The following is a 19553-nucleotide window of genomic DNA, read 5'->3' on the forward strand; positions in this document are numbered from 1 at the left end:
TCAGCGCCCTGTCAGCTTACGCGCCGCATCCACGATCCTGCCCGGCTGCGGGATCGACGCCTGTTCAAGATGCGCGGGATAGGGGATCGGCACTTCGGCGGAACAGACCCGCCCCAAGGGGGCATCCAGCGACCAGAAGGCCTGTTCGGTGATCCGGGCCATGATCTCGGCCGCCAGCGATCCGCTGCGCCAGCCCTCGTCCACGACAAGCGCGCGCCGTGTCTTTGCAACCGAGGCCATGATGGTGGCGTCATCCAGCGGGCGCAGGCTGCGCAGATCGATCACCTCGGCGGAAATCCCTTCGGCCTCCAGCGCTCTGGCGGCATCGAGCGTCTTCCAAAGGGATCCGCCATAGGTGATCAGGCTCAGATCGCGCCCCTCGCGCCGCACCACTGCGCGGCTGATATCCACGGGGCCTGCCGCCTCGTCGATCTGGCCCGTCATGTTGTAGAGCATCACGTTCTCGAAGATCAGGACCGGGTCGGGGTCTTGCAGCGCCGTCCAGAGCATGCCGCGCGCGTCTTCGACCGTGGCGGGCGCCAGCACCTTGAGGCCGGGAATATGCGCATACCAGCCCTCCAGGCTGTGGGAATGCTGTGCGGCCAGCTGCTTGCCCGCACCCGTCGCCATGCGGATCACCAGCGGCACGCCGAACTGACCGCCCGACATGTGCCGGATCGTGGCGGCGGTATTCATGATCTGATCCAGCGCCAGCAGGCTGAAGTTGACGGTCATCACCTCGACGATGGGGCGCATGCCGGCGGCGGCCGCGCCGATGCCCGCCCCTACGAAACCGGACTCGCTGAGCGGGGTGTCGCGGATGCGGTCCTGCCCGAACTCGTCCATCAACCCCTTTGACACGGCATAGCAGCCGCCATAGGCGCCCACATCTTCGCCCATCAGGAACACCCGGTCATCGCGAGTCATCGCGTCGCGAATGGCCTCTTTCACGGCTTCACGATAGGTCGTCTCGATAGTGCGACCGGATGGGGCTTGCGGCGCGGGCGGTTCTGGTTGCGCCCCCAGAACATGACGGGACAGGTCTTCGATCGGCTCCCAAGGCGCGGTCTCGGCAAAGTTCACGGCCTCTTGGATTTCGGAATCGATCTCGGCCTCGATCCGGTCCACATCGTCGCGGTGGATCAGGCCGTTGTCCAGAAGCCAGGTCTGAAACCGCAGGATCGGCCCTTTCCTGCGCCAAGCCTCGACCTCGGCCTTGTCGCGGTAAAGCTGGGCATCGAACATCGAATGGGCGCGGAAACGATAGGTGGCGCATTCCAGGAACACCGGCTGGCCGGTCTTGCGGATGCGGGCGATAGCACGGCGCGCGGCCACTTCGACCGCGACGACATCCATGCCGTCGACGCGCTGCGCCTCTACCCCGTAGGCGGCGGCCTTGGCCTGGATATCGACCCGGGATTCCGTGCGCGCCAGGGCCGACCCCATGGCGTAGCCGTTGTTTTCGCAAACAAAGAGAACGGGAAGCGACCAGAGCCGGGCAAGGTTCATGGTTTCGTGAAACTCGCCCTCGGCCACGGCGCCTTCGCCGAAGAAACAGACGGTCACGCGATCTTCGCCACGCAGCCGATCCGCCAGCGCAAGGCCCGCGGCCAGCGGCAGACCGCCCCCCACGATGGCGTTGCCACCATAGAAATTGGTCGCCTCATCGAACAGGTGCATGGACCCGCCGCGCCCGCCGGAACAGCCCGTGGCCTTGCCGAACATCTCGGCCATCACCGCGTTCATCGGCACGCCCCGCACCAGCGCATGGCCGTGTTCGCGGTAGGTGCCGACGATCCGGTCCTGATCGGTCAGAACGGGAATGACGCCTGCCGCGATCGCCTCTTCCCCGTCATAGAGATGCAGGAAACCGCGGATCTTTTCACGCGTGTAAAGCTCGGCGCAGCCTTGTTCGAACCGGCGGATGCGGATCATGTGGCGCAGCAGCATCAAAACATGCGCCCGGTCCAGTTTCGGCTTGTCTGAGGCGCTCATGTCTCGTCGGTCTCCAGAGTGGAAATGTCACCCTCGGGCAGACCCAGTTCGCGGGCCTTCAGCAGGCGGCGCATGATCTTGCCGGACCGGGTCTTGGGCAGGGTCTTGCGGAATACGACGTCGCGCGGGGCTACGGCCGCGCCCAGCCGCTTGCGGGCGTGGCCGCGAATGTCGCGCTCCAGCGCCGCGGAGGGATCAAAGCCGGGGTTCAACGTGACATAGGCCCTGACCACCTCGCCCGCGGTGTCATCGGGCAGGCCGATCACCGCCGCCTCGGCCACGGCGTCATGTTCGATCAGCGCGCTTTCCACCTCGAAGGGACCGATCAGGTGGCCAGATGACTTGATCAGATCGTCGGCACGCCCCACGAACCAGTAATACCCGTCCTCGTCCCGCATCGCGAGATCACCCGACAGATACCATCCATCCCGGAACGCCTTGGCATATCGCGCCTCTTCGTGCAGGTAGGCCCGCATCATCGAAGGCCAGCCGGGCCGCAGGGCCAGCTCGCCGATCCGGCCCGCGCCCAGTTCGGTGACGGTGCCATCCGCAGTCTCGACGATCCCCGCCGCGATCCCCGGCAGCGGCTTGCCCATCGAACCGGGCTTGATATCCATCGTGGCGGTATTGGCGATCATGATGCCGCCGGTTTCGGTCTGCCACCAGTTGTCGTGGAAGGGCTTGCCGAAGACGCGGTGGGACCAGACCACGGCCTCGGGGTTCAAGGGCTCGCCCACGCTGGCCAGAAAGCCCAGCGACGAAAAATCGTGCCCGCGGGCCGCATCATCGCCCGCCCGCATCATCATGCGGATCGCGGTGGGCGCAGTATACCAGACCGCGACCTTTTCGCGCGCAAGGGTCGCATACCAGCGGTCCAGATCGAATTCGGCCTCGTCCACGATCATGGTCACGCGGTTCACCAGCGGCGCGATGATCCCGTAAGATGTGCCGGTGACCCATCCCGGATCCGCCGTGCACCAGTAGACCCTGCCGGGTTCCAGACCTAGCGCATAGCGGCCGGAAAAGGCGTGATACCGTACGGCGCCATGGACATGCACCGCCCCTTTGGGTCGTCCGGTCGTGCCGGATGTGAAATGGATCAATGCAGGCGTTTCGGGATCTGCCGCAAACGTGGTGAATTCGGGCGATGCCGTGCGCAGGGCCGGACCAAGGGCAACACAGCCCTCGGGCGCGTCGTCATCGGTGACAAGCACCAGTTTCAGCCCCGGCACCCGGTCGCGCAGAGCTGCGATCTTGCGGGTATAGATCGCGGCGGTCGTCACCAGAGCGGTGCAATCGGCGATCTGCATGCGGGTCAGGATCGGCTCTGGCCCGAAGGCGGAAAAGAGCGGGGTAAAGACCATGCCCGCCTTCAACGTGCCAAGGGCCGTCGCATAGAGTTGCGGCTGACGGCCCAGCAGGCCGAACACCCTGTCACCGGGAACAAGCCCATGGGCGCAGAGCACATTTGCAAGGCGCGATGACATGTCGGCCAACGCGGCATAGCTGATATCCTGCGGGCCTGCGTCCTTCGGCAACCACCGCAGGGCCGTCTGCGCGCCGTGACCGGCCGCCACGTGACGGTCCAGCGCCTCATGGGCGATGTTGATGCCACCCTGCGGCAGGCCGTCTATCAACGCGTCCCAATCGGGATCGGCCCTGGCGGACATGGCCGCCGCAGCCGCCGCCCCCTTGCGGATGATGTCGAATGTCATGGCCGTCCCCTCCTCCCCAGGATGGTATGCCCGAGGTCAGGATCGCGGCAGGGGAGACGGAGCGCCTTGATTCAGGTCAAGGTTGCTGCAGCCGGACACTGGCGGTGTCCCGCGCCAGTCGCCCGGCCAGACCCGCGAGACCGGAGGCGATTGCGAAATAAAGCGCGATCCCGATGCTTTGGGCCGGAAAGTCGATACCGATGTCGATCAGCGTGCCGGTCAGCGCCGGGCCCAGCGCCGTGCCCAACACCATGATTGCCGCCATCATCGCGCGGATCGCCCCCAGGTGGCGGGTGCCGTAAGCCTCGGCCCAGAAGGTCGCCATCAGGGTGACATGCATGCCCACCCCCGCCCCCATCAACACGATGGACAGCGCACCCGCGGCGACACTGCCCGCCAGCCAGAACCCCAGATACCCCAGGGCGAGCGGCAAAAGATAGACCCCGGCCAGACGGGTGCTGCCGAAGCGATCGACCAGCCCGCCGGACAGCAGCATGAAACCGACGCTTGTCGCCGTGAACAGCGGAAACAAGGCCACCAGCGTCACATGCCCCCAGCCCTTGGCCTCGGCCAGATGGACCTGCTGAAAGAAAAAGGCCGTGTTCCAGGCGGCTGGCCCCATCAGCGCCGGCAGCATCAGCCAGAACACCGGATGGCGCAGCACATCGCTACGGGTCCACATGCGCCCGCCGATCCCCGTGGCCCCGGCGGCTGCGGCAAAGGATTGCGGCGTGCGCTCCTGCCGCAACAGCACCCAAAGCACCGGGACCAGCGCCAGCAAGGCACAGGCCGCGACAAGCCAGAGGTTGCGCCAGTCACCAAGGGTCAGGGCTGCCGCGAAGAGGATCGGCAAGAGCGCCTCGCCCAGCGCCACGCCCAACCCCGCCACGGATACGGCGCGCCCGCGTGTCGCCACGAACCAGCGCGCCATGGCCACCATCGCGGTATGGCCCATCAGACCCTGACCGAAAAGCCGCAGCAGGAAGATCACGATCACCAGCATCCAGACCTCGGTGGCATGGGCCATCGCGACGGCGGCGCAGGCCAGCCCCGTCAGGACACCAAGCCCGATATGGCGCACGCGGAAACGATCCGTCAGCCCTCCTGCCAGCAGCATGACCGCCGCCGACCCCATGGTAGCGGCCGCATAGACGGCGCCCCAGGCACCGTGGCTCAGCCCGAAAGCGCCCCGTATCTCGCTGGCGAAAACAGAGATGAAGAAGGTCTGCCCGAAACTCGATGCGAATGTCAGCAGAAAGCCCGCCGCAAGCCAGCGGGCGTTCTCGCGCAGGAAATCCAGGAACGTCACAGGCCAGCCCTTTCAAAGCGCCCCAGCCCAAGGGGGGCACAGCCACACGAGGGCCAGCACCGGCGCGGGCGCCCAGCAGGCCCTTGTGTCACCGCATCAGAATGATCGGCACCTTGCAAGAGCGGATCATCGCGGTGGTGGTCGAGCCGATGATCAGGCTGCGGATGCGGCTGTGTCCATAGGCACCCATCACCAGCATGTCGAACTGTGCCTCTTCGACCAGTTTGCCAAGCCCGGTTTCCGGCTGTCCGGGCAGGATCGACGTCTCCGCCGCAAGGCCTGCGGCACGCAACAGGGCCTTGGCATCCTCGAGCCCCTTTTTCACCCCGGCGGTGGCGGCGCCCACGGTCACCACGTGCAGCTCCAGCCCCTGGAACAGAGGGCTGCGCGCGATGTGATCCACCGCCTTCATCGCCGAATTGCCGCCATCATAGGCCACAAGCACCTTGCGGATCGGTCTGAAGGCGCGCGAGGCCACGAAAACCGGTTTGTGGCTGGCGCGAACGATGCGTTCAAGGTTCGAGCCCAGATGACCCCTGGCGAAATCCGCGGCCTCGCCGCGCTTGCCGATCAGGATGACGCTGGCATCGCCTTCGACCTCGGCGACCGCCTCGACGATGTCGCCGTGACGCAGGCGGGTAGACACATCGCTGACCCCGTCCCGTTCCACGATGGCACGGGCATCGTCCAGGATGGCGCGGCCGCGGTGGCTGATCAGTTTGGCACGCTGCGCGTCAAGTGCGGCCAACTCCTCCAGCAGCGCGGTGCGGGCGCCCAGTTTGATCGAACCGGACAGGTCATTCTGCGCGGGGGCCTCGCGGCGCCCCAGCACATGGATCAGTTCCACGGGCGCGGATGTCCGGCCTGCGATCCACGCCGCATGGTCGCATACGCTTTCGGAATAGATGGAGCCGTCCACCAGCGCGATGATCTTGTCTGTCATGTTTGCCTCCCTCAATGCGCCATCAGCTTGTCCATCGCACCGGGCTTGTCATGCAGGGCAAGCTTGTCGACGATGGTTTCAGAGGCTTCGTTCATGCCGACGATCTCGACCTCGGCCCCGTCACGGCGGAACTTGAGCACGGCCATGTCCAGCGCCTGCACGCTGGAAATATCCCAGATATGCGCGCGGCTGACGTCGATCACGACGCGCTCCAGCGCCTCGCGGAAATCGAAGGCGTTCATGAAATCCTCGACCGAACCATAGAACAGCTGCCCCTCGACCACATAGGTGCGCTCGGTTCCATCGCGCGAAATGCGCGAGCTGACCTTGAAAAGCTGCGCGATCTTGCCGGCAAAGAAGATGCCCGACAGCAGCACGCCGACCAGCACACCGATGGCCAGGTTATGCGTGTAGACCACGGTCACGACCGTCGCGACCATGACGATCGATGAGGATCGCGGATGCGTGCGCAGAGACGTGATCGATGACCATGAGAATGTCCCGACAGAGACCATGATCATGATCGCGACCAGTGCGGCCATCGGGATGATGCTGACCAAATCGCCAAGCCCCACCACGAGGATCAGCAGGAATACCCCGGCCACGAAGGACGACAGCCGCCCCCGGCCGCCTGATTTGACGTTGATGATCGACTGGCCGATCATGGCGCAGCCCGCCATCCCGCCGATGAAGCCGGTCGCGGTATTGGCCAGACCCTGACCGATGCATTCCTGGGTACGGCTGGATTTCGTATCCGTCAGATCGTCCACGATGTTCTGGGTCATCAGGCTTTCCAGAAGCCCCACGACCGCAACCGCGATCGAATAGGGCAGGATGATCATCAGTGTCTCAAGCGTCAGCGGAATGTCCGGGATCAGGAAAACCGGCAGCGTGTCGGGCAAGGCCCCCATGTCACCGACGGTGCGCACATCCATGCCCAGCATCCAGACCAGTGCGGTCAGCACAAGGATCGTCACCAGCGGTGAAGGGATCGCGCGGGTCAGCAGCGGGAAAAGATAAATGATCGCAAGCCCTGCCGCGACCAGCGGATAGGTGATCCATGGCACCGCGCGCGGATCAAGTTCGGGCAGTTGCGCCATGAAGATCAGGATCGCCAACGCATTGACGAAGCCCGTCATCACGGATTTCGACACGTAGCGCATCACGAAACCCAGTTTCAGGATCCCCGCCCCGATCTGGATCAGACCGGCCAGCACCGTCGCCGCCAGAAGGTATTCCAGCCCGTAATCGCGCACCAGCGTGACCATCAGAACGGCCGTTGCCGCCGTCGCGGCCGAGATCATGCCGGGCCGCCCGCCGGTGATCGCGGTGATCACCGCGATGGAAAAACTTGCATAAAGACCGATCTTGGGATCCACGCCCGCGATGATCGAAAAGGCGATGGCCTCGGGGATGAGGGCCAGTGCCACGACCAGCCCTGACAGAAGGTCAGCGCGAATATTGCCCGTCCACTGCCGGCGATAGGCGTCCAATGATATCATTCAGCATGCCGTCGCGCCCGGTCTGACCCATGCCCTAAGGCGCGGCGCGGTCCTTTTTTAGCGTTGTCCAGCGGATCGGCGGCTGGAAGAGCCACCCGGCACCTGTGGGCCGGGTCCATGTTCATGTCGGCCTTCCCCTAAACGCTGACGGGCGGAAAGCCAAGGCATGCCCGCCGAAAATCCCCCCGCGACAAGGGATGTGCCCACAAACGCGGCACACGGGCGGAACCTGCAAATGAACAGGCGCCGGATCAGGCCCATCGACCTGGTCCGGCGCCCCAGTCCTTCCGCCGATTACCAGCTGTTGTAGCCCAGGAACTTGCCCGACATCTCGACCTTGACGCGGTCGCCCTTGGGGTTGGCGACGCGCGTGATCTTCATGTCGAAATCGATGGCCGACATGATGCCGTCGCCGAATTCTTCCTGGATCAGCGCCTTCATGGTGGGGCCGTACACGCCCACGATTTCATAGAGGCGGTAGATGCAGGGATCGGTCGGCACGGCCTGATCCCAGATCTTGGTGGGATATTCCTCAAGCACGGACGCGGCCTCGGCGGGCAGGTCCAGCAGGGCGACCAGCGCCTCGGCCTTGGCCTTGGGCATGGCGTTCATGCCCATGCAGGCGGAATGGGTCCAGACCGGGGACATGCCGATGCCCGATGCGATCTCTTCCCACTTCATCCCGGATTTCTTCTTGGCGATCAGGATGAGCGTGGTCACGTCTTCCTTGGTCATCAGTGCGGGCATGTCCAGATTGTCCTTCATGTCGTCCTCCAGTTATTCGATGTGTCAGTGTCAGGTGTTCACGGCCCGAAGCCGAGGCTCGGGGGTGGGTTCATCAGCGGCATCGGTCAGGTCGATGCGCACGGTTTCAGGGCTTTGCCTTGCGCCATCGGACGCCTGTCCGGCCAGTTCCTTGGACCGCTTGCCCAGGAACTGCACCAGGTGGTTGCGGATCGCGTAGTAGTTGGGATGCTCGACGATGGCGGTCCGGTTGCGCGGGCGCGGGATCGTGATCTCGACGGATTCCGCGACGCGGGCGAAGGGGCCGTTGGTCATCAGCAGGATACGGTCGGCCAGCAGGATCGCCTCGTCGATGTCATGGGTGATCATGAACACCGTCTGACCGGAATCGCCCCAGATCTTCAGCAGCTCGTCCTGGATTGTGCCCCGCGTCAGCGCATCCAGCGCACCAAAGGGTTCATCCAGCAGCAACAGCTTGGGATGGTTGGCAAAGGCCCGCGCAATCGACACGCGCTGGCGCATCCCGCCCGACAACTGGCTTGGCTTGCGATGGATCACATCACCCTCCAGCCCGACCATGGCCAGGTACTTGCGCGAATGCTCCAGCACCTCGGCCTTGGACCATTCGGGATGGCGCGCCGCCACCCCGAAGCTGACATTCTTCAGCGTGCTCAGCCAAGGCAGGAGAGAGTAGTTCTGGAACACCACGCCACGATCCAGGCTGGGGCCGGACACTTCGCGGCCGTCCATCACCACCACGCCGCTGGTCGGTTCGGCCAGACCGGCAAGGATGTTCATGATGGTCGACTTGCCGCAGCCGGAATGCCCCAGGATGCAGACGAATTCGCCTTTCTCCACCCCGAAGGTCGCATTCTCGAAGACGGTCATCGTGCCGCCCTGCCCGTCCGGGTAGGTCTGGGTCAGGTTTTCGATCGACAGAAACGGTTTTGTCATGGGGAACTCTCCTTATTCCGCATAGGCCACGGCGCGCTGGAGCGAGGCGAAAGCCGCATCCAGCATCATGCCGACGACACCGATCATCAGGATCGAGAAGATGACCGAGGTCAGATCAAGGTTGTTCCACTCGTTCCAGACGTAATAGCCAATCCCGGTGCCACCCACGAGCATCTCTGCCGCAACGATCACCAGCCACGCGATGCCGATGGAAATCCGCATCCCCGTCACGATGGTGGGCGCGGCGGCGGGCAGGATCACGGTAAAGGCGGTCTTGAGATGACCCAGTTCATGGGTGCGGGCCACATTGGCCCAGTCCTGCCTGACACCGGCCACACCAAAGGCCGTGTTGATCAGCATGGGCCAGATCGAGCAGATGAAGATCACGAAGATCGCGCTGGCCTCGCTGTCCTGGATGATGAACAGCGCCAGCGGCATCCACGCCAGCGGCGAAATCGGACGCAGCACCTGGATGAACGGGTTCAGCGCCTTGTAGGCAACTGGCGACATGCCGATCAGAAACCCCAGCGGAATGGCAACCACGGCGGCCATCAGGTAGCCCGACAGAACGCGGTAGATGGAATATCCGATCTGGATGCCGATCCCCTTGTCGTTGGGACCTGCGTCATAGAAGGGGTTGGACAGTTCTTCCCAGGCCTTTGCCAACACCTGGCTGGGGGGCGGTACGCCCGCCTTGGGTGCGCCACCGCCGGTCAGACGCTCGTATTCGGTCAACTCGCCCACCGCTTTCTGCGCGGGAATGGCGGCCTCCCATACCAGGAGGCCGACAACAAGCATGACCACCGACAGCAGCAGGGCGCGCTGGTTCAGTGACAGGGACGGCATTGATCAGCCCCTCCCGATCGCGAAGCTTTTGACATAGGCTTCGGGCTGTGCGGGATCGAAGGTCTTGCCCATGATTACGTGGGATTTGTAGGTCACGTCGGGTGCCGCATAGCCCAGATCGTTCATGACCTTCTTGGCATCGGCCGCCAGATAGACCTGTTCGGCCACGGCCTTGTAGTCGATGTCGTTCTCGATATAGCCCCAGCGCTTCATCTGCGTCAGGATCCAGACCCCCATCGAATGCCAGGGGAACGGGTCGAAATCGATGCGGTCCGGCACGTTCTTCACCTCGCCCAGACCATCGGCATAGATGCCTGTCAGCACCTGCTCGATCACCTCGACCGGCTGGTTGAGGTAGTTGGTGGGCGCGATCGCGGCCGAAATCTCTTTCCGGTTTTCCGGGTTCGAGGCGTATTGCGTGGCGTCGATGATCGACTTGAGCAGCGCGCCATAGGTGTTGGGCAGTTGCTCGGCAAAGGACAGGGGTGCCGCAAAGGCGCAGCAGGGATGCCCGTCCCAGATCTCCTTGGTCAGCATGTGGATGAAACCGATGCCTTCCCAGACCGCGCGCTGGTTGAACGGGTCGGGCGAAAGGTAACCGTCCAGGTTGCCTGCACGCAGGTTGGCGACCATCTCGGGCGGCGGCACAACGCGGATCTGGATGTCCTTGTCGGGGTCCAGACCGAATTCGGCCACGTAATAGCGCAGCAGGAAGTTGTGCATCGAATATTCGAACGGCACACCGAAGGTCATGCCCTTCCACATCTTGGGATCGCGTTTGTCCAGGTGCTGGTTCGACAGCACGATGGCCTGGCCGTTGATGTTTTCCACGGCGGGCATGATGTAGGGCTGCGCGACCGAACCCGCACCCAGCGTCATCGCCAAGGGCATCGGCGTCAGCATGTGGCTGGCGTCATATTCGCCCGACAGAGATTTGTCGCGGGCCACGGCCCAACCGGCTGTCTTGATGACACTCGCATTGAGGCCGTAACGCTCGTAAAAGCCCATGGGCTGCGCCATGATGATGGGCGTGGCGCAGGTGATCGGCACGAAGCCGATGTTCAGGTCTGTCTTTTCCGGCGTGCCCAGATTGTCGAGGATCGCGGCCTTGGCCTTGTCGATCGGAAAGACCGAAGCCAGTGCCGCCGCGACCGTGCCACCCCCCAGCATCCCCATGAACGAACGGCGCCCGATGTCGCTGTGACCGAAGACCGACCGCACGATCGCGCTTTCCACGGCGCGCTCCATCATCGCTTCCGAGGACATCACCTCGCTTGCGTGCTGGTGCTGTCCGGTCTTGCAGGTCTCGCAACCGCAGGCCGCGCCATGTCGCAGGTCGGATTTTTCGGAGAACGGGTTGCCCAGGCTTTTCATCGTCATGTCAGATCCTCTCAGTCAGGTGTCGTTGCCCCATCATCGGATGGCAGCGGCCTGTTTCGAAAGGGGTACGCCTAAAATTTAGGCATTAATCTTTATGATTTATTTACAATGGTTTAACTGCATTTCGACGACGCCATGTATTACTATTTTTCGTAATTTACGATATTTCGTATTGATCTGCCGCAGCGCAGCACGCCAGATCGGGTCATGCTGGATCTTCACGCCCCTCCCGATTCCCTGCTCAACGCCCTGTCCGAGGCTGCGCTGCTGATTGACCTGGCCGGGGACCGCACGGTCGCCGCCAACAGCCGTGCCCGCGAATTGCTGGACCTGCCGCAGGATCTGGACACCACCTTTTCCCCACTGGTCGGCGCAACGCTGCCGCAATTCATCGTCTTCGTGGACGAAATCGCGCATCGCGGCGAAGCCTGGAGCCGCGACATCACCCTGGCCACGGCGGGCGGCACGCCCCTGCGCTGCGAGATCCGGGGCCGCCTGCTGGAAGACAACCCCTCACTCCTGTTGCTGACCGTTCTGGACCTTGACGAGATGGAGCGGCATGACCGCATCGCGGAAGCGGCCGAGCTGCACCGCTCGGGCCTGCTGGAATGGCGGCGCGCGCAGGGGTTCTTTTCCGAGCTGGAACGGCAGAACCAGTTGATCCTGAACGCGGCGGGCGAAGGCATCTACGGGGTCAATGCCGATGGCAAGACCACGTTCCTGAACCGCGCCGCGCAGGAAATGCTGGGCTGGACCGCAGAGGATCTGCTGGGTCAGGACATTCATTCGGTGATCCACCATCATCACCTGGACGGCGAGGTCTATCATTCCCACGACTGCCCGATCTACCAGTCCTTCCGCTTTGAACAGGTCGCCCGGATCGAGGATGAAGTGTTCTGGCGCAAGGACGGCAAGCCGATCCGCGTCGAATATGTCTCGACCCCGATCTATGATCAGAAGGTGCTGGCAGGGGCCGTGGTGATCTTTCGCGACATCACCGAGCGCAAGGAGAACGAGCGCAAGCTGCGCGAGGCGATGGAAGAGGTCGCCGCCCTGCGCGACCGGCTGGAACAGGAAAACGCCTATCTGCAAGAGGCGATCACATCCGAACGTGCGCATCACGACATCATCGGCCGCTCACCCGCAATCCGCCAGCTTGTCACCAAGATCGGGCTGGTCGCCCAGACCGACGCCACCGTTCTGATCACGGGCGAGGCCGGAACCGGCAAGGCGCTTGTGGCCACGGCCATTCACAGCGACAGCCCCCGCCGTCGCCGTCCGCTGATCCACTTCAAATGCGGATCGGTGACCGCCGACGCGACAGAGGCCGAGCTTTTCGGGCAGATGCGTGGGGCGTTTCCGGGGGCATTGCGCGACAAGCCCGGCAAGCTGGAACTGGCCCATGGCGGCACCTTGTTTCTTGATGATGTCTCTGAGTTGCCGCTGGAACAGCAAGGGCGGTTGCTACACGCGCTGCAGGCCGGCGAGGTGTCGCGCCTGGGCGATACACGTGTGCGCCAGATCGATATCCGCGTGATCGCCGCCACCACCAAGAACCTTGAACACGAGGTCGCTGCCGGGCGCATGCGCGAGGACCTGTGGCTGTTGCTGAACGTCTTTCCGATCACCTGCACGCCCCTGCGTGATCGCTCCGAAGACATCCCCGAACTGGCGGTGCACCTGCTGGATATCGCCTGCAAACGGATGAACCGCCCCCGCACCGTGATCACCGAACGCACCATGGAGCGGCTCTGCGCCTATCGCTGGCCCGGCAATGTGCGCGAATTGCGCAATGTCATCGAACGGGCGGCGATCCTGTCGACCGGCGGCAAGCTGATGGTCGAACTGGGCAACGACGCCCCCGCCCGCGCACCCGCGCCGCAGGCCATCCGCACCGAAGCCGAGATCCAGCAGACGATCCGCGACAACCTGGTCGCCTGCCTGCGCGAAACCAAGGGCAAGGTCTCGGGCACGGACGGCGCCGCTGCGCTTTTGGGTGTGCAACCCACGACTCTCTATTCACGCATCAGGTCGATGAACATCACCCCGCAGGATTACGCCTGAGGCCGCAAATGCCGGTCCGGCAGCCTTGCGCAGGCAGATCGCCCGCGATTCCCGGCATTGGCCGTCATTGCTTCGCGACAATACAGAATATGTCGAAGAATATTTCGAATACTTACATCACTCTCGTGTTTTCTTCGAAATTTTGACTACAGAGGCATGACAATCGCCAGAACATTTCCAGCCGGATGCCTATGATGCCGCGCAATCTGACATCGGCTTCACCGGAAGGGTTATGGCATGAAAATCGTGGTTCTCGGCTCTGGCGTCATCGGGGTGACATCTGCGTGGTATCTGGCGCAGGCCGGTCACGAGGTGACGGTGATCGACCGCCAGCCCGCCGCCGCGCTGGAAACCTCATTCGCCAATGCCGGTGAAATCAGCCCCGGCTATTCCTCACCCTGGGCCGCACCCGGCATCCCGCTCAAGGCGCTGAAATGGATGTTCATGGAACATGCCCCCCTGATCATCCAGCCGAAGATGGACCTGACCAAGCTGCGCTGGATGGCGCAGATGCTGGGCAATTGCACCAGTGCCGCCTATGCGGTGAACAAGGCGCGCATGGTGCGGCTTGCCGAATATTCCCGCGATTGCCTGACCGATCTGCGCGCCGACACCGGCCTGCAGTTTGACGAACGCCAGCAAGGCACGCTGCAGCTGTTCCGCACGCAGAAGCAGATGGATGCCGCCGCCAAGGACATCGAGGTTCTGCGCCAGGGCGGCGTGGCCTTCGAAGTCCTGGATCGTGCCGGCTGCCTTGCCGCCGAACCCGGCCTGCGCGGATCGGCCGACCGGATCGTAGGTGGCCTGCGCCTGCCCGGTGACGAAACCGGCGATTGCTTCAAGTTTACCCAAGGGCTGGCCGCGAAAGCCGCGGCACTTGGCGTGACCTTCCGGCATGGCGTCTCGATCGATCGGCTGAACATGGAGGGCGGGCGCATCCTGTCTGTCAGCACCTCGCAAGGCGATGTGACGGCCGACGGCTTTGTTCTGGCGCTTGGCAGCTATTCACCCAAGCTGGTCGCGCCGCTGGGCCTTCGCCTGCCCGTCTACCCGGTCAAAGGTTATTCGATCACGATGCCCATCGTCGACGAAGCCCGCGCGCCCGTATCGACCGTCATGGATGAAACCCACAAGATCGCGATCACCCGGCTGGGCGATCGCATCCGTGTGGGCGGCATGGCGGAACTGGCGGGCTTCGACCTGTCGCTGCATGACAAGCGCAAGCGCACGCTGCTGCATTCGGTCGAGGATCTGTTCGGCGGTGCCGGCGAAACGCGGCAGACGCAATTCTGGACCGGCCTGCGCCCGATGACGCCCGATGGAACGCCGGTCGTGGGCAAGACATCTGTGGCGAACCTGTTCATGAACACCGGCCACGGCACGCTGGGCTGGACGATGGCAGCCGGTTCCGGGCGGGTCCTTGCGGATATCGTGTCTGGCCGCGCCACGCAGATCGACAGCAGCGACCTGGGCTTTGACCGCTACGCCCGCAAAGGCGCAGGTGGCGCCATGAAAGGCAGCATGCGGCCCGCAACCGCGTGATCGCCAGCACGGGCAACACTGCGGCCCGGCACTGCGGCCATCGCCCTGCCGAGGCCGCGGTGGAAGGCGGAAGGAATGGACACCCCTGGAGTTCAATTACCCGTTAAAGGTGTTATTGTTACCAAATTTGATCCGATGTGATCGCACTTCCGTATTTGTTTAACATCGTTTGAACGCAACGATGTTTAATCATCTGGGAGAAGACAATGAATTTTTCAATGAAATCAGCCAACCGCCGCTCCATCCTCAAAGGCGGCGCAGCGCTGGCCTTTGCCGCCACCCTTGCCGCCTGCGCCCCCATGGCGTCCGAGCCCGACGTCGTCGATATTCTGGCCAGCAACGACCAGTTCAGCACACTCGTCGCGGCTGTCGGCGCGGCAGGCCTTGCCGACACCCTGAAGGGTGATGGCCCCTTCACCGTATTCGCACCGACCAACGCTGCCTTTGCCGCCCTGCCCGCCGGTACCGTCGAAAGCCTGCTGCTGCCTGAAAACAAGGACAAACTGGTCGCGATCCTGACCTATCACGTGGTGCCTGGCGCCGTGACCTCGGACCAGCTGGCCGGTCAGCGTCTGGACGTCGAAACCGTGCAGGGCCAGACCGTGCACATCAACGCCACCAACGGTGTGCGCGTGAACAAGGCCAATGTCACGCAGGCCGACATCATCGGCGCGAACGGCGTGATCCACCGCATCGACAGCGTGCTTTTGCCGAAATAATCCAGCATACGCAGGATCCTTTGAACGCGGGGGGCAGGCCAGTCTTGCCCCTCGTTTTTTCTTCGATTGAAAGAGTTCAGTAAACAATCATTACGTGTTGTTTATGTTATATTCGGACATCCAATACCGTGTTTGATCGCCCCGGGGTTTTCAAGACAGCACAATATGGGTAACGAAAAGTCTGGGTCCGACCTGCCCGCGCCTGCCCAGGCAGGCCAGTAACCAATGCCCTCTGTGTAAAGCCGGGTCTGTCAAAGCGACAAACGGAGAGCGGATGTCAGAACGATCAAGACCGATGGCGGGCGTCTTCCGCAACCGCGGCGCAATCATCTGTGCCGTGATGATCGTCGAGTTGATCGCGCTTGTCGTGGTACATCAGTTCTTCGTCACCTTCGACTGCGGCGAAACCGCAGATTTCCGGACATGCCAGTTCCTGCAAAGCCTGGTCGCCCGCTCGCTGGTGATGGTTGCGGCCTTCGGCGTGCTGGTCTGGGCGCGCCCCGCGATCTTTCGCGATTTCGTGCAATCCGCCGGAACGGCAACGGGCGGGGCTTGGATGTGGGTGCATCTGACAGGCCTGGTCCTGCTATGGTTGCCGCTGCTGCTGGCCGGGCCGGACGGGCTGGTGGCGTTCTTCCACAGGGCGTCATGGTTCTGGGGGGCTGGTGCGGCTCTGGCCTCGGTTGGCGGGGCCTTGTGGATCGCACCGGGCGCGGCATGGGCGAAAATGCTGCGCAACGAACGCTTCATGCCATTGATCGTCCTGATGCTTGCCGCACTGGTCCCTGATCTTGCAGACGAACTGCTGCCCCTGTGGGATTGGCAGGCCATCACAACGGCGACCTTCGCCGCAGTTTACTGGCTTCTGTCGGTCTTCAGCAGCCAGACATTTGCCGATCCCGCGGCCTATATCATCGGCGTCGACAGTTTCGCCGTGCATATCGCGCGTCAATGCTCGGGGATCGAGGGGGTCGCGCTGGTAACCGCCTTTGTCTGCCTCTATGCGCTCATGTTCCGCAAGGATATCCGCTTTCCGCATTACTGGCTTGTGGTGCTGCCCGTGGCCATCATGCTCAGCCTGCTGCTGAATATCGTGCGGATCGCCGTCCTTGTGCTGATCGGCGCGCGGATTTCGCCAGAACTGGCCGTGAACGGGTTTCACAGCTACGCGGGCTGGTTGTTCTTCACTCTTCTGGCTCTGGGCATCGTCTACGGGCTGCAAAAGGTCCGCTGGCTGCATCGCGATCCCACGCTGCTGGACCGGGCCGCACCGCTGCAGGGCGATCCGGTGGCCGCGCAGATCCTGCCATTCGTCGTGTTCATGCTGTCCAGCGTCATTGCGCAGGCGCTGTTTCCGCATCCCGCATTGGGTTATCCACTGGTCGCCATCTCGCTGGCGGGGGCTGCATGGTATTTCCGCGACCAGTTGCGCGCCCTGAGCTGGCAACTGGACCTGGTGGGCCTCAGCGCGGGGGCGCTTGTGGGTCTGGCCTGGGTCTTGCTGGCCGATACATCGGGGGAAAGCGGTGCGCTGACGGACGCGCTTGACGGGCTAAGCCCGCTTCTGCTGACGATCTGGGTGATCGCCCGACTGACGGGAACGGTCCTTCTGGTCCCTCTGATCGAAGAGATGTTCTTTCGCGGCTACGTGCTGCAACGCATCGACAGGGGCGGGCTGGCGCTGCGCATTCTGGCCATTGCGGTCTCATCGCTGCTGTTCGCGGCACTGCATGGGCGCTGGGTCGCGGCTGGCCTGGCCGGACTTGTCTTTGCATTGGTCATGCTGCGGCGGGGCAAGGTCGGCGATGCGGTACAGTCGCATCTGGCCGCCAATCTGGTGGTCGCCCTCTGGGCGCTGGCGCAGTTCGATTTCGCACTGATCTGAACGCTGCAGGCACTCCGGCCCCGGGCCTGATCACGCCAAAAGGCAGCGCGCAAAGAAAAAGGGCGCGGGGATATGATCCCCACGCCCCTTTATCATTCCGCAGTCGCCTTGGCTCAGGCGCGCAGACGGCGGTTGCGTTCCCACACGAAAGCAACCACGGCCAGAACGGCTGCAAGCGCCAGCAGGCCGGTGGATGCGTCGATTTCCGGGACGCTGGTCACGGTGCCGCCACCGGGCACGCCTTCGCCGACAGAAAGCGGCGTGGTGCCGGAAGTGGACAAGGAGCCCGACGACGATCCGCCGTAACCCGAAGACGACCCACCATCGGGACGGCCAGAGCGGCCACCCATGGCCAGAGCCATCGAAGCGGTCATTGCAAAGGTTGTAGCAGCAACCAGAGACGTAGAGATGATTTTCGATCCAATCACGTTATTCGTTCCTCAACTAAAATTTTCCCCCAGGACGGCGCATGCCGCCATGCTCGAAACATCGCACTCGGAACAAATACTATTCAAAGTTGACTATACCTTTGAAAACTTGGTTTGGGCAACGAAAAACCTTCGTTTTGCCATATTTTATGGTCTTATTTTGGAAACAGTAGACCCGATTTTGTGCAAAATATTGTCAATTTGTGGAGGGTTCGCCGGATATCGACCACAACTGATAGTCCAGACGGATGGATCGCGGCGCCTTTGGCGAATCTCCATATGGTAAAAACACCTTTAGATGGCGTATTGACGGACCGTCCCGGGCACCCCGCCAGAAAGCCGCATGCAATACGGACAGCCTGGGCCATGCAAGGCTCTGAAACCACCCTGCGCGCGCCTGTTGCCCTGAAATCATTTTGACAAGACGCTGCAGGACATTGCATTCCGACCGGGGTCCTTGGACTATCGTATGCGTGACTTGGGGCCTGCGCCCCGCGAGTGGAGTGGTGACATGACAAGACGTATCCTTCTGGCAGGCGGGGCGGGCTATATCGGCTCGCACACATTCGTGGCCTTGGTCGAGGCCGGATATGATGTCGTCATCCTGGACAATTTCGCGAATGCGTCGCGCCGCGTGCCCGGCGCACTTGAACAGATCACCGGCCTGCCGGTGACACTGGTCGAGGGCGATGTGCTGGACCGGCCGATGCTTGATCGCCTGTTTGCCGCGCATGCCTTTGACGCCGTGATCCATTTTGCAGCGCTCAAGGCCGTGGGCGAAAGCGTCGAGAAACCGCTGGACTATTTCCATTGCAACATCGGCGGACTGGTCACCCTGATGCAGGCAATGGCCGCCGCCGGGGTCTTCACGCTGGTCTTTTCGTCTTCTGCCGCGGTCTATGGCGTGCCCGAGGTCCTGCCCATCCCCGAGACAGCACCGCGCAGCCATGCAAACCCCTACGGCTACACCAAGCTGGTCGGCGAGCAGATGATCGAACAGACAATCGCATCGGACCCGCGCTGGTCGGTGGGGGTCTTGCGGTATTTCAACCCCGTGGGGGCCCATCCTTCCGGCCTGATCGGCGAGGACCCGACCGACAGGCCCAACAACCTGATGCCCTATGTGGCCAAGGTCGCCGCGGGCGAATTGCCCGAGATCGCCGTTTTCGGTGACGATTACCCGACGCCCGATGGATCGGGCGTGCGCGATTTCATCCATGTCTCCGACCTGGCGCAGGGTCATGTCCTGTCGCTTGATGCGCTCTTCCGCGATGGCACGGGCCATGTGGTGAACCTTGGCACCGGGCGGGGCTATTCGGTGCTGGAGCTGATCACGGCCTATTCAAGGGTCTGCGGACGGGCCCTGCCCTTCCGCATCGCGCCGCGCCGCCCCGGCGATCCGGCGGCGTCCTACGCCGATCCGTCGAAGGCGCGCGCGCTGCTGGGCTTCGAGGCGACACGCGACCTTGAGGACATGTGCGCTTCAAGCTGGAACTGGATCCAGAACGGGGCCCGTTGATCCGGCGG

14 protein-coding genes, 1 pseudogene and 1 other annotated feature are annotated in these 19553 nt (G+C 63.1%); of the genes and pseudogenes, 5 read left to right on the forward strand and 10 right to left on the reverse strand.

Annotation, left to right across the window (positions count from 1 at the left end; translation table 11 throughout):
- From pdhA to ACMUJL_RS07260, 9 genes are all read right to left on the reverse strand, one after another.
- Nucleotides 1-1995, reverse strand: coding sequence for a pyruvate dehydrogenase (acetyl-transferring) E1 component subunit alpha (gene pdhA, locus ACMUJL_RS07220; RefSeq protein WP_375569336.1), 1995 nt, complete (start codon nt 1993-1995; stop codon nt 1-3).
- Nucleotides 1992-3710 carry an acetate--CoA ligase gene (acsA, locus tag ACMUJL_RS07225; RefSeq protein WP_375569334.1) on the reverse strand — a complete coding sequence of 573 codons (1719 nt, stop codon included), beginning with the start codon at nt 3708-3710 and terminating at the stop codon, nt 1992-1994. Before acsA ends, pdhA begins: the two co-directional genes overlap by 4 nt.
- 76 nt (nt 3711-3786) lie before the next feature.
- Nucleotides 3787-5019 carry an MFS transporter gene (locus tag ACMUJL_RS07230; RefSeq protein ID WP_375569332.1) on the reverse strand — a complete coding sequence of 411 codons (1233 nt, stop codon included), beginning with the start codon at nt 5017-5019 and terminating at the stop codon, nt 3787-3789.
- Nucleotides 5020-5107: 88 nt separating this feature from the next.
- A complete protein-coding gene (locus tag ACMUJL_RS07235; RefSeq protein WP_375569330.1) occupies nt 5108-5962 on the reverse strand; it encodes a universal stress protein in 855 nt (284 codons plus the stop codon).
- Between the two features lie 11 nt (nt 5963-5973).
- Complete coding sequence (locus ACMUJL_RS07240; RefSeq protein ID WP_375569328.1) at nt 5974-7464, reverse strand: SulP family inorganic anion transporter; 1491 nt, start codon at nt 7462-7464, stop codon at nt 5974-5976.
- Between the two features lie 61 nt (nt 7465-7525).
- Nucleotides 7526-7584: a sequence feature (sul1 is cis-regulatory element that is thought to sense ions involved in sulfur or methionine metabolism; They are found in Alphaproteobacteria), on the reverse strand.
- A 174-nt stretch (nt 7585-7758) separates the two neighbouring features.
- Nucleotides 7759-8229: a cyanase gene (gene cynS, locus ACMUJL_RS07245; protein ID WP_375569326.1), complete on the reverse strand. Its 471-nt coding sequence runs from the start codon at nt 8227-8229 to the stop codon at nt 7759-7761.
- A gap of 30 nt (nt 8230-8259) precedes the next feature.
- Nucleotides 8260-9162 carry an ABC transporter ATP-binding protein gene (locus ACMUJL_RS07250; protein WP_375569324.1) on the reverse strand — a complete coding sequence of 301 codons (903 nt, stop codon included), beginning with the start codon at nt 9160-9162 and terminating at the stop codon, nt 8260-8262.
- 12 nt (nt 9163-9174) lie between these two features.
- Nucleotides 9175-10008: a nitrate ABC transporter permease gene (ntrB, locus tag ACMUJL_RS07255; protein ID WP_375569322.1), complete on the reverse strand. Its 834-nt coding sequence runs from the start codon at nt 10006-10008 to the stop codon at nt 9175-9177.
- Nucleotides 10009-10011: 3 nt separating this feature from the next.
- The gene (locus ACMUJL_RS07260) at nt 10012-11388 is read right to left on the reverse strand and encodes a CmpA/NrtA family ABC transporter substrate-binding protein (protein WP_068287330.1); all 1377 of its coding nucleotides are present in this window, start codon (nt 11386-11388) and stop codon (nt 10012-10014) included.
- Nucleotides 11389-11595: 207 nt separating this feature from the next.
- Here ACMUJL_RS07260 and ACMUJL_RS07265 point away from each other — a divergent pair, with 207 nt between their 5' ends.
- The 4 genes and pseudogenes from ACMUJL_RS07265 (at nt 11596) to xrtE (ending at nt 17598) form a co-directional block, all read left to right on the forward strand.
- On the forward strand, nt 11596-13452 hold the full coding sequence (locus ACMUJL_RS07265) for a sigma 54-interacting transcriptional regulator (protein ID WP_375569319.1): 1857 nt from the start codon (nt 11596-11598) through the stop codon (nt 13450-13452).
- Between the two features lie 228 nt (nt 13453-13680).
- A pseudogene (locus tag ACMUJL_RS07270) lies at nt 13681-14994 on the forward strand (D-amino acid dehydrogenase); the annotation flags it as partial.
- A gap of 218 nt (nt 14995-15212) precedes the next feature.
- The gene (locus ACMUJL_RS07275; RefSeq protein WP_068287326.1) at nt 15213-15713 is read left to right on the forward strand and encodes a fasciclin domain-containing protein; all 501 of its coding nucleotides are present in this window, start codon (nt 15213-15215) and stop codon (nt 15711-15713) included.
- 274 nt (nt 15714-15987) lie between these two features.
- Complete coding sequence (gene xrtE, locus ACMUJL_RS07280) at nt 15988-17598, forward strand: exosortase E/protease, VPEID-CTERM system (RefSeq protein WP_068287324.1); 1611 nt, start codon at nt 15988-15990, stop codon at nt 17596-17598.
- 113 nt (nt 17599-17711) lie between these two features.
- On the opposite strand, the gene ACMUJL_RS07285 is transcribed toward xrtE, so the two are convergent.
- Nucleotides 17712-17972: a VPEID-CTERM sorting domain-containing protein gene (locus ACMUJL_RS07285; protein ID WP_082896175.1), complete on the reverse strand. Its 261-nt coding sequence runs from the start codon at nt 17970-17972 to the stop codon at nt 17712-17714.
- 565 nt (nt 17973-18537) lie between these two features.
- Between ACMUJL_RS07285 and galE the strand changes: the two genes are divergently transcribed.
- Nucleotides 18538-19545, forward strand: coding sequence for a UDP-glucose 4-epimerase GalE (galE, locus tag ACMUJL_RS07290; RefSeq protein ID WP_375569314.1), 1008 nt, complete (start codon nt 18538-18540; stop codon nt 19543-19545).
- Nucleotides 19546-19553: the final 8 nt, after the last annotated feature.

Origin of the sequence: Seohaeicola sp., from assembly GCF_048006315.1 — a bacterium.
Classification (GTDB): domain Bacteria; phylum Pseudomonadota; class Alphaproteobacteria; order Rhodobacterales; family Rhodobacteraceae; genus Seohaeicola.

Excerpts from the sequence above, each read along its gene's own strand:
- pdhA (WP_375569336.1), bottom strand. The coding sequence starts at position 1,995 with ATGAGCGCCTCAGACAAGCCGAAACTGGACCGGGCGCATGTTTTGATG.
- acsA (WP_375569334.1), bottom strand. The coding sequence starts at position 3,710 with ATGACATTCGACATCATCCGCAAGGGGGCGGCGGCTGCGGCGGCCATG.
- ACMUJL_RS07235 (WP_375569330.1), bottom strand. The coding sequence starts at position 5,962 with ATGACAGACAAGATCATCGCGCTGGTGGACGGCTCCATCTATTCCGAA.
- ACMUJL_RS07240 (WP_375569328.1), bottom strand. The coding sequence starts at position 7,464 with ATGATATCATTGGACGCCTATCGCCGGCAGTGGACGGGCAATATTCGC.
- cynS (WP_375569326.1), bottom strand. The coding sequence starts at position 8,229 with ATGAAGGACAATCTGGACATGCCCGCACTGATGACCAAGGAAGACGTG.
- ACMUJL_RS07250 (WP_375569324.1), bottom strand. The coding sequence starts at position 9,162 with ATGACAAAACCGTTTCTGTCGATCGAAAACCTGACCCAGACCTACCCG.
- ntrB (WP_375569322.1), bottom strand. The coding sequence starts at position 10,008 with ATGCCGTCCCTGTCACTGAACCAGCGCGCCCTGCTGCTGTCGGTGGTC.
- ACMUJL_RS07260 (WP_068287330.1), bottom strand. The coding sequence starts at position 11,388 with ATGACGATGAAAAGCCTGGGCAACCCGTTCTCCGAAAAATCCGACCTG.
- ACMUJL_RS07265 (WP_375569319.1), top strand. The coding sequence starts at position 11,596 with ATGCTGGATCTTCACGCCCCTCCCGATTCCCTGCTCAACGCCCTGTCC.
- ACMUJL_RS07275 (WP_068287326.1), top strand. The coding sequence starts at position 15,213 with ATGAAATCAGCCAACCGCCGCTCCATCCTCAAAGGCGGCGCAGCGCTG.
- xrtE (WP_068287324.1), top strand. The coding sequence starts at position 15,988 with ATGTCAGAACGATCAAGACCGATGGCGGGCGTCTTCCGCAACCGCGGC.
- ACMUJL_RS07285 (WP_082896175.1), bottom strand. The coding sequence starts at position 17,972 with ATGACCGCTTCGATGGCTCTGGCCATGGGTGGCCGCTCTGGCCGTCCC.
- galE (WP_375569314.1), top strand. The coding sequence starts at position 18,538 with ATGACAAGACGTATCCTTCTGGCAGGCGGGGCGGGCTATATCGGCTCG.